This is a genomic window from Actinomadura litoris (assembly GCF_009733595.1).
In the GTDB taxonomy this organism is placed as follows: Bacteria; Actinomycetota; Actinomycetes; order Streptosporangiales; family Streptosporangiaceae; genus Spirillospora; species Spirillospora litoris.
Window position 1 is genome coordinate 150,339 of the sequence record NZ_WOFH01000005.1, and the last position, 9,539, is coordinate 159,877.

The window sequence follows — 9,539 nt, forward strand, 5'->3', positions numbered from 1 at the left end:
GCAGCACCCTCCTGCGCCGCCGCGCGGGCGCCCTCCTGCGCCGCCGCGCGGGCGGCCCCGGTCGAACCGGACACGAAGCCGCCTCGAATCACCGCCGCGAAGATCGGCACAGCGTCTTCGCCCGTACCTCGCGGAGCGGATGAAACGGCGTTGTGGCGGCCGGCATCGAGATGCCTGTCAATGCGGAGGAGGCGAACGGGTGGATTTCGGAGCTGATCCCTATCCCGAGTACGCGCGGCTGCGTGAACACGAGCCCGTCCGGCACGTTCTGGAAGGCCAGGGGCTCTACGGAGTGCTGGTGACCCGGTATGAGGACGTGCGCATGCTGCTGAACGACCCCCGGATGAGCAAGGACCCGCGCAACGCGCCGGGCGATTGGCAGGAAGCGGGGAAGGGACGGCCGCTGGAGGACCGTTCCGGGCTCGGGACCCATCTGATGACCACCGACGCGTCCGAGCACACGCGGCTGCGCCGGCTGGTCTCGACCGCGTTCACCGCCCGCCGCGTCGAGGGCCTGCGCGGCCAGGTCCAGCAGATCACGGACGGGCTGCTCGACGAGATCGTGCCGGCGGGACGCGTCGACCTCGTCTCCGAGTTCGCGTTCCCACTGGCGATCACGGTGATCTGCGAGCTGCTCGGGGTGCCGGCGGCGGACCAGGACGTGTTCCAGCGCTGGACGAAGGACTTCCGCCGGTGGACGAACAAGGCCGCCGACGACCCGGGCGGCGGGGCGGGCGAGCGGCCGGTCGGCCTGCGCGACCTCCTCGCGTACCTGACCGAGCTGGTCGAGATGCGTCGCCGCGAACCGGCCGACGGCCTGGTGGACGCCCTGATAGCGGCCAGGGACGCGGGCGACAGGCTGAACGAGACGGAGCTGCTGTCCATGCTCGCCCTGCTGCTGGTCGGGGGCTTCGAGACGACGGTCAATCTGATCGGGAACGGAACCCTCGCCCTCATCCGCCACCCCGACCAGCTCAAGCTGCTGCGGGAGCGACCGGAACTCCTCGATTCGGCGCTGGAGGAAATGCTCCGGTACGACGGATCGTTCGAAACGGCGACCTGGCGGTTCCCGCTGGAGCCCATCGAGATCGCCGGCACCCGTATCGAGAAGGGCTATCCGGTCCTCCTCTCCTTGGCGTCGGCCAACCGGGACCCCGGAAAGTTCATGGCGCCTGACCGGTTCGATGTCGCCCGAGCCGAGAACGGGCACGTGGGCTTCGGACGCGGCGCGCACTTCTGCCTCGGTGCCCCGCTGGCCCGGATGGAGGGCCGGATCGCGTTCGAGGGCCTCCTGCGCAGGCTGCCCAACCTCGCCCTGGCCGTACCGCCCGAGCGGCTGCGCTGGCAGCGGAGCCTCACGATCCGCGGCCTGGAATCGCTGCCGGTCACGTTCGACGCCTGACCCCGCCTTCGGCGCGGGCCATCAATGAAGGGCCATCAGTGAAGGGCTATCAGTGAAGGGACTCACATGCTGAACGCTGCGTTCATGGTGCCGACGGTGGGATCACGATGAGCCGCCGGGTCGTCATCACCGGAATCGGCGTGCGCGCCCCGGGCGGCGGCAACGCCAAGGAATTCTGGGAGCTGATCTCGTCCGGCACCTCGGCCATTCGCGCCATCACGCAGTTCGACGCGTCGGGGTTCCGCTCCCGCATCGCGGGCGAATGCGACTTCGACCCGGTGGCGGAGGGCCTGTCGGAGCGGGAGATCCGGCGGCTGGACCGGGGCGCGCAGCTCGCCGTCGCCGCGACCAGGGAGGCGGTCGCGGACGCCGACCTCGACGTCCAGAAGATCGACCCGCAGCGCACCGGGACCAGCGTCGGCAGCGCCATCGGCGGCACGATGAGCGTGGCGGAGGAGTACGGCATCCTCTCCGACGGCGGCCGCGAATGGCTCCTCGACCACGAGTACGCGGTGCCGCACATGTACAACTACCTCATCCCGACGTCGATGGCCGCCGACGTGGCCTGGGAGGTCGGCGCCGAAGGCCCCGTGGCGCTGGTGTCCACGGGGTGCACCGCGGGAATCGAGTCGGTGTCCCATGCGGCGCGGCTCATCCGCGAAGGCTCGGCCGACGTGATGCTGGCCGGCGGCTCGGACGCGCCCATCTCGCCGATCTGCGTCGCCTCCTTCGACGCGGTCAAGGCGACGACGCCGCGCAACGACGAGCCGGCCACCGCGTCCCGCCCCTTCGACCGCACCCGGAACGGGTTCGTGCTCGCCGAGGGCAGCGCGATGCTGGTGCTGGAGGAGTCGGAGCACGCCAGGGAGCGCGGCGCGCGCGTCTACGCCGAGATCGGCGGGTGGGACGTGCGCGCGAACGCCTACCACATGACCGGGCTGCGGCCCGAGGGCGTCGAGTTGGCGAAGGCCATCGAGGTGGCGCTGCGGATGGCCGGGCGCACCCCCGAGCAGGTGGACTACGTGAACGCGCACGGCTCCGGCACCGCGCAGAACGACAGGCACGAGACCGACGCGTTCAAGCGGAGCCTCGGCGAGCACGCCTACCGGACGCCGGTCAGCTCGATCAAGTCCATGATCGGCCACTCGCTGGGCTCGGTCGGCTCGGTCGAGATCGCGGCGTGCGCGCTCGCCCTCGAATCCGGGCTGATCCCGCCGACGGCCAACCTGAACGAACCCGATCCGGAACTGGACCTCGACTACGTGCCGCTGGAGGCACGGCGCGCGGATCTGCGCACGGTGCTCAAGGTCGGCAGCGGATTCGGTGGTTTCCAGAGCGCCATGGTGCTGACCAAGGGGGAGGACCGATGACCGCGACCTTCGCGGAACGCGACGCCCGCGCGGAGCGCGGGCTCCAACGCGCGGTGATCACCGGCCTCGGGACGGTCGCGCCGAACGGGTTCGACGCCGGTGAGTACTGGGACGCCGTCCTGCACGGGCGGGGCGGCATCGACCGCATCACCCGGTTCGATCCGGCGCGGTACCCCGTGAGGCTGGCGGGCGAGGTGCCCGAGTACGACGTCCGCGAGCACGTCCCCGGACGGCTGGTGCCGCAGACCGACCAGGCCACGCGGCTGGCGCTGATCGCGATGGGCGGCGCGGTCGGCGACTCCGCCCTCGACCTGGCCGGCATGCCGGGCGACCAGGTCGGCGTCGTCACCGGCATGGCCGTCGGCGGGCTCGAATACAGCCAGCGCGAGCTGGAGAAGCTGTGGCGCCTGGGCGGCGACCATGTGAGCGCCTACCTCTCGTTCTCCTGGTTCTACGCGGTGAACACGGGTCAGATCTCGATCCGGCACGGGGTGTACGGGCCCGGCGGCGTCCTGACCGGCCAGACGAGCGGGCTCGACGCCATCGGGCATGCCCGCAGGTACGTGGCCGAGGGGCTGCCGGTGGTGATGTGCGGCGCGGTGGACAGCGCGATGTGCCCGCTCGGGTTCGTGATCGAGCTGGCCGCCGGGCGGATGAGCACCGTGGCCGACCGGACGCGCGCCTACCTGCCGTTCGACTCCGCCGCGTCCGGCTACCTGCTCGGTGAGGGCGGCGCGATGTTCACCGTCGAGGAGGCCGGGCACGCACGCGATCGCGGGGCTCGGCCGTACGGCGAGATCGCCGGGTACGCCACGACCTTCGACCCGCGTCCCGGTTCGGGACGCGAACCCGGGCTGCGCCGCGCGATCGAGGCCGCGCTGGCGGACGCGGGCGTGACCCCGTCCGAGGTGGACGTGGTGTTCGCGGACGCGGCGGGCGTCGCCGAACTCGACCGCGCCGAGGCCGCCGCCATCACCCGCGTGTTCGGCCCGCGCGCGGTTCCGGTGACCGCGCCGAAGACGATGACCGGACGGCTGTACGCGGGCGGCCCGGCGCTCGACGTGGCCACCGCGTCGTTGAGCATGCGGCACGGGGTCATCCCGCCCACGATCAACGTGACCGACCCGGTCCGCTCCGATCGGCTCGACCTCGTGCTCGGCGAGCCGAGGGAGACGACCGTGTCCACCGCGTTGGTGCTGTCCCGCGGTGAGGGCGCCAACTCCGCGATGGTGCTGACGGCCGTATAGCGGGCGGCGCCTGCACCGCGGTCGCGGTGCAGGCGCCGGCGCGTACGCTCACGGCCTGCCGACGATCTCCAAGATGGCGACCGTCCAGGTGAAACCGGCGCCGACGCTGGCCAGCGCGCAGATCTGGCCGTGCTCCAGGGCGCCCTCCGAGGCGAGATGGGCCAGCCCGCCGAACTGGTCGCCGGGGCCGAGGTGGCCGACCCGCCTGCCCCACGACCAGGTGGAGCGCTGCGGGTCGATGCCGAACGGGTCGAAGTACTGCGCCCGCATACGGGTGCGGCCCAGGTTGGGCAGCACGTACCAGTCGACGTCGCCGAGCTTCACGTCCGCCTGGTCGCAGGCCCGGCCGAACGCCTCCCGCTGGCCCGCCTCGATGCGGTGGAGCAGGGCCTCAAGCCCGAGCTCGCGCACCAGGGCGTCGCTGTTGAGGCCCAGGTCGATCGGTGATCCCGCGGCCATCGGCGCGTCGCTGAACAGGTCGCCGTGGCTCCCGCGCTCCAACCCGGGGTCGGACACGGTGGCGAGCCCCCGGAGCGTGGCGAACCCGCCCCGGGTGGACAGCACCACGGCGGTGGCGCCGTCGCCGCAGACGGTGCTCGGGTCGCTGTGCCAGCGGTCGAAGCCGGGCGGGCAGTACCGGTCCGCCGTGGTGATCAGGGCGGCCGGGCGATCGTCCGCGACCAGGTAGCCCGCCGCCAGTTCCAGCGCCGCCATCCCGCCGTTGGACATCTGCCGGACCTCGATGGCCGGACACGCGCCACCACCGCAGAACCGCTGGATATAGGACGCCGGCGGCCACATGTCGTGCCCCTGGTGGTAGGCGCACGCGTGCAGGAGCAGGTGGAGGTCCTCCGGCGCCGTCCCGGCGCGGTCGAGCGCGGACCGCGCGGCCAGCACCGCCATGTCCGGCGCCGACTTCTCCGCCGAGACGCAGACCGACTCGATGCCGGTGTTCCAGACCCGCGACCGGTCGGCGAGACCGGCGCGTTCCGCCTCGTCGAGCGTCATGCGCTCGGGAAGCCACGAACTCGCGGCGGCGACGTAGAGTGCACGGCTCATCGGGGTCTCTCACAGCTTGATTCAGGTGCGCGCATTCGGACAGCGTCGTCATGTCCCGCGGAGCCTCGTTCGAGCCCCGGGCCAGGCCGCATCGCCGTCGATTGGAACTCGATCGAGTGTTTAGGCCGTCCGGCGATGTTGGGTTTCAGGACGAGGAGAAGGGCGTTTCCATGGCGACTTTTACCCTGGCGGACCTGGTGGGATACATCCGGCAGGCGGCGGGTGAGGACGAGGATTTCGACCTGGACGGCGACATCGGAGAAATCACCTTCGCCAATCTCGGCTACGACTCGATCGCGATGGTCGAGGTGGTGGTCTCGGTCGAGCGGGAACTCGGGATCAGTCTGCCGGGCGAGGGGACGGACAAGGACTCGACGCCGACGAAGTTCGTCGAAGTGGTCAACGAGCTGATGCCCGCGTCGGTCCAGCCGTAGGCGCACACCGGCGGCCCCCCGAAGGCCCCGGGAGCCCGGGGGCCGCCCCGGTCGGCCCGAGGGTCCCGGTCGGCCCGGGGGCCCGGGAGCCGGGCGGGACGGGACGTTCACCGGGCGCGAGCGACAGGAGAACCCCATGTACAACACAGACCACGAGGAACGCTTCGACAATGACGCGCCGGTGGCGGGCGAGCAGTTGGCCCTGCTCGCCCAGATCCTTAACCGGGAGACGTTCGGCGTGCTGGGCGAGGTGGTCGTCAGCCACGGTTACCGCAGCTGGGACGTGGGCACCGGGGACGGCTCGGTCGCCCGCTGGCTGGCCGCGCGGGGCGGCGTGAACGGGCACGTGGTGGCCAGCGACCTCAAACCGCAGCACGTGCCCGACCACCCGCGGATCGAGGCGATCCGCCACGACCTCACCGCCGACCCGTGGCCGGAGCCGAAGTTCGACCTGATCCACGCCCGGCTGCTGCTGATGCACCTGGTCGACCGGGACGCCATCGCGGTGAGGTTGGCGGAGCACCTGCGTCCCGGTGGCGCGCTGGTGCTCACCGACTGGGCCTGCGCCTGCGCTGACGGGAGCCTGATCAGATCGCCCGTGGACGAATACAAGGAACGCGTCTTCGATGAGTTCCACAGCGCCGTGCACAAACTCGGCGAGCAGACGGGAATGGATCTGGCCTGGGCGTCGCGCACCCGGGACGTGCTGTCCGCCGCCGGATACGAGGACATCACGGTGCGGGACTACCAGGCGCCCGGCCGGGGCGGGGAGCCGAGCGCGAAACTCGCCCGCATGCACATCTCCATGATGGAGTCCTTCCTCTTGAACCAGACCGGCCTGACCGAGGCGGACATCACCATGATGCTGGAGACGCTTCTTGATCCGGAATTTGAGATGGTCACCAACCACGCATACACGACCATCGTCCGGATACCGAAGTGACGTGGCCATTGCATTCGACGCTGTGACACCTCAGGAGGTCTGAGTTTCGAGGTCAAGGCGACTTGCTATCGCATGCCCGGCGGCGGGCGAGGACGGCGGGTGAGGGCTCGGCTTCGGTGTGCTCGGGTTTGGTCGGCCCGGTGTGCGAGAGTGCGGCGAGGCCGCCCGCCCATGTCGGCGGGCCGGGGTCGCCGTGCCCGCCCCGGGCCGCGCCGATGTGCCCTGCCGGAGTCCGCGCCACACACACCTGACGGGGCGGGCGCCGCCGTTCCGGGACCTCACGTCCCGCTCCGGGCCGACCGCGGCCGGTGGCCACCGCTCCGGCGCCGCTCGGCGTCGAGGCCGCCGTGCTCCCGGGCGACGCCCGCGCCGGGACGGGGACCGGCCGAGGCCGCGGCGCGCGCGGATTGCGAAGCTTCAGGGATTGGGTGGTTTACGTTTCGGGCTCAACCGGATGCCGCCCACCGGTTTCCCGGCTGTTAGTGGATGTTCGCCCATGACGTCGGCGGGCGTGTTTCAATCGAGGGTTAGCGGGTCTATTGTCAGGTGCTCGCGCTACGGCCCGAAGTTCGTCGCATCAGATGGTGACAGGCCCGCGCCCCGGGGAAGTACTGGCGCGGCGGCCAGGCACCCGTGACCGCCCATCCGTGCCTGAAGCAACCGCTTGGTCCCGAGGGCTCGGAATGGCGCGACGCTTGCCCTCGGCGGGGCCGAAGCTGACCAGATCCGTCCGCGTTCGGGTGCTGGATTCAGTTGAATGCGCCATGTTTGCTCATACTCCTGCCGTGCGGTAACCTCTGGATGATCATCGTTGCGAACAACGGAATCGTAGTGACAGATGTCACAGACGAGCGTTCGGGGGGGTGATGGGGATGGGGAATGTGGCAGCTTGTGCGGCTCGGGAATTAAGGGAACATCGGCCGATCGGACTCGACCGCCTGTGTCTGCTCGCGGAGCGCGAGCCGGCGGGCGGCCTCGGTCACCGGGCACGCGGAAGACCTCTGCCGGACACCATCCGCGAGGGCGGGTCCGGTGAAGGCCGCCGCCTCGTGCGCGACCTCCGGCACGTCACCGTCGACGGCGCCGTCCAACGAACCCTGCGGAGTCACCTCGGCGAGGAGAGACCCGACCAGGCCACCAGCGTTGTAGTCGCCGGCCGTGTCGCGGGAGGCCGCCCGGCCTTCGCGAAGCCGGATGGCAACGGGCTCCCACCCGCCCCGGCGCGAACGCGGCTGCTCGACGGAGAGTTCTCTGTGCTCGATCTCCCGAGGATGCCCGCACCGCTGTAGGAATCGTCGTTCCCGCTGGGGGAGTGGATGATGCCGAAAGGCCACGACAGTCAGCTACGAATTGTACTGATCGACGACCACACGATGCTGCGCGAGATGATGCGCGAGGCGCTCGACGTGGAACCGGATATGGTCGTGGTCGGCGACGCGGCCAGCGGTGCGTCCGGTATCGAACCCTGCCGGACCGAACAACCCGACGCCGTTCTGCTGGACGCGGATATTTCCGGCGAGTCGGTCACCGAGACCGTGCACGCCATTCGCGCCGTAGCGCCGGGCGCCCGAATCCTGGTCGTGAGCATGACCGATGCGCCGGTGCTGCTGCGTCAATTGCTCGACTGCGGTGTTCGCGGCTATCTCATCAAGTCGGTGAGCCGCACCGACCTGGTTTCCAGTATCCGCGCGGTGTGCGCCGACGACAGCCGCATTGTGCTGCACGTGTCCGCGGACGCGCTGACCCATATCGCCTCGGCGGCGAACTATCCAGAGGTGCTCACCGAACGCGAGCTCGAAGTTCTGACACTGGTGAGCAAGGCGATGAGCAACCGGCAGATCTCACGGCGGCTGACCATCGCCGAGGGCACCGTGAAACGCCATCTGGGGGCCATTTTCGCCAAGCTGGGCGCCCGCACGAGGCTTGAGGCGGTCAACAAGGCGATCGCGGGCGGCATCATCACCCCCGCCGGGCAAGACCTTTATTGGAATCCGTAGAGGCAACCCGTGGAGCGTGGCAAACCGGAGAAGGCTGCCGCGCCCTGGAGCGTGCCGCACCTTGAAGCGTGCCGCGCCCTGGAGTGTGCCGCGCCCTGGAGTACCGGGCGCACCGTCATCATCGACGGTGGCCGGTCGCTCCGCGGCGGACGGTTCCTGGCAGCCGGACCCGGCCCCCGGGTCCGGCCGCGTCGTCCTAGCTGTCGGCCGGGAGCCGCTTCGCGGCCGCGCCCGGGGTGAGCCAGTCCGACCAGGAGTCGCGTCCGGTCAGCACTTCCTGGTGCAGCCGTTGCAGCACGTCCGACGGTTCGAGCCCGAGTTCGATCGACAGTGTCTTGCGCAGGTCCTGGTAGGCGAGCAGCGCTTCGTGCCGCCTGCCGATGCTGGCCAGCGCCTTGATGAGCTGCGCGTGGTACCACTCGTTGAGCGGGTTGGTCAGCAGCATGGCCTTCAGCTCTCCGACGAGCTCCCGGTGCCCGCCGAGCATCGCGTCGGCCTGGATGCGCAGTTCCAGGGTGTGCGACCGCTGCTCCATGAGATGGACGACGTGCGCCTCGATGGCCCGTCCCGCCGTCACGTCGGCCAGCGCCGGCCCCGACCAGAGGTCGAGCGCCTGCCGGAGCAGCCGCGCCGCCGCGGCCGGATCACCGGCGGTGAGCGCGGTGCGCCCCTGCTCGGCCAGCTTGAGAAACGCCTCCAGGTCGAGCTGGTCGGGGTTCACCCGGAGTATGTAACCGGTGCCGTAGGTGCCGAGCACCTGCTCGACGGTATCGGCGGGCAGCCACGGTTCGAACTGGCGCCGTAGCTGGTAGATGTAGGTCTGCGCGGTGGGGACGGCGCTCTTGGGCGGTTTGTCGCCCCACAGCTCGTCGATGATCGCGTCGAGCGTGACGATGTTGTTCGTGCACAGGAGCAGCAGCCCGAGCACACGCCGCACCATCGGCGCGGTCGGCGTGCAGTCACCGAGATCGTTGGTGACGGTGAGGCGGCCGAGCACCTTGAATCGCAACACTGGTGAATCCTTTACCTGGTGTCCGATGGGTCGAGGCCTCGATTCAGATTCTGCCGAGCCCTTTGCCGGGCTTGC

9 protein-coding genes are annotated in these 9,539 nt (G+C 70.4%); 6 read left to right on the top strand and 3 right to left on the bottom strand.

Annotated features, from left to right (window positions below; genetic code table 11):
• The first annotated feature begins 199 nt into the window (after positions 1 to 199).
• From GNZ18_RS43160 to GNZ18_RS15490, 3 genes are all read left to right on the top strand, one after another.
• Positions 200 to 1,402: a cytochrome P450 family protein gene (locus GNZ18_RS43160; protein ID WP_216651307.1), complete on the top strand. Its 1,203-nt coding sequence runs from the start codon at positions 200 to 202 to the stop codon at positions 1,400 to 1,402.
• 107 nt (positions 1,403 to 1,509) lie between these two features.
• A complete protein-coding gene (locus tag GNZ18_RS15485) occupies positions 1,510 to 2,772 on the top strand; it encodes a beta-ketoacyl-[acyl-carrier-protein] synthase family protein (protein ID WP_156217180.1) in 1,263 nt (420 codons plus the stop codon).
• Positions 2,769 to 4,019: a ketosynthase chain-length factor gene (locus GNZ18_RS15490; protein ID WP_156217181.1), complete on the top strand. Its 1,251-nt coding sequence runs from the start codon at positions 2,769 to 2,771 to the stop codon at positions 4,017 to 4,019. The genes GNZ18_RS15485 and GNZ18_RS15490 overlap by 4 nt, the downstream gene beginning before the upstream one ends.
• A gap of 48 nt (positions 4,020 to 4,067) precedes the next feature.
• On the opposite strand, the gene GNZ18_RS15495 is transcribed toward GNZ18_RS15490, so the two are convergent.
• Entirely contained in the window at positions 4,068 to 5,078 is a 1,011-nt protein-coding gene (locus tag GNZ18_RS15495; RefSeq protein ID WP_156217182.1) for a ketoacyl-ACP synthase III family protein, read from the bottom strand.
• Between the two features lie 170 nt (positions 5,079 to 5,248).
• Between GNZ18_RS15495 and GNZ18_RS15500 the strand changes: the two genes are divergently transcribed.
• On the top strand, positions 5,249 to 5,512 hold the full coding sequence (locus GNZ18_RS15500; protein ID WP_156217183.1) for a phosphopantetheine-binding protein: 264 nt from the start codon (positions 5,249 to 5,251) through the stop codon (positions 5,510 to 5,512).
• A gap of 136 nt (positions 5,513 to 5,648) precedes the next feature.
• Positions 5,649 to 6,455, top strand: coding sequence for a class I SAM-dependent methyltransferase (locus GNZ18_RS15505; protein ID WP_156217184.1), 807 nt, complete (start codon positions 5,649 to 5,651; stop codon positions 6,453 to 6,455).
• 905 nt (positions 6,456 to 7,360) lie between these two features.
• On the opposite strand, the gene GNZ18_RS15510 is transcribed toward GNZ18_RS15505, so the two are convergent.
• Positions 7,361 to 7,564 (bottom strand): hypothetical protein, encoded by a 204-nt coding sequence (locus GNZ18_RS15510; protein ID WP_156217185.1) that lies wholly within the window; start codon positions 7,562 to 7,564, stop codon positions 7,361 to 7,363.
• 210 nt (positions 7,565 to 7,774) lie between these two features.
• On the opposite strand from GNZ18_RS15510, the gene GNZ18_RS15515 reads away from it, so the two are divergent.
• On the top strand, positions 7,775 to 8,452 hold the full coding sequence (locus GNZ18_RS15515) for a response regulator (protein ID WP_216651308.1): 678 nt from the start codon (positions 7,775 to 7,777) through the stop codon (positions 8,450 to 8,452).
• 196 nt (positions 8,453 to 8,648) lie between these two features.
• Here GNZ18_RS15515 and GNZ18_RS15520 read toward each other — a convergent pair whose 3' ends face one another.
• Complete coding sequence (locus GNZ18_RS15520) at positions 8,649 to 9,464, bottom strand: AfsR/SARP family transcriptional regulator (RefSeq protein ID WP_214615631.1); 816 nt, start codon at positions 9,462 to 9,464, stop codon at positions 8,649 to 8,651.
• Positions 9,465 to 9,539 lie beyond the last annotated feature (75 nt).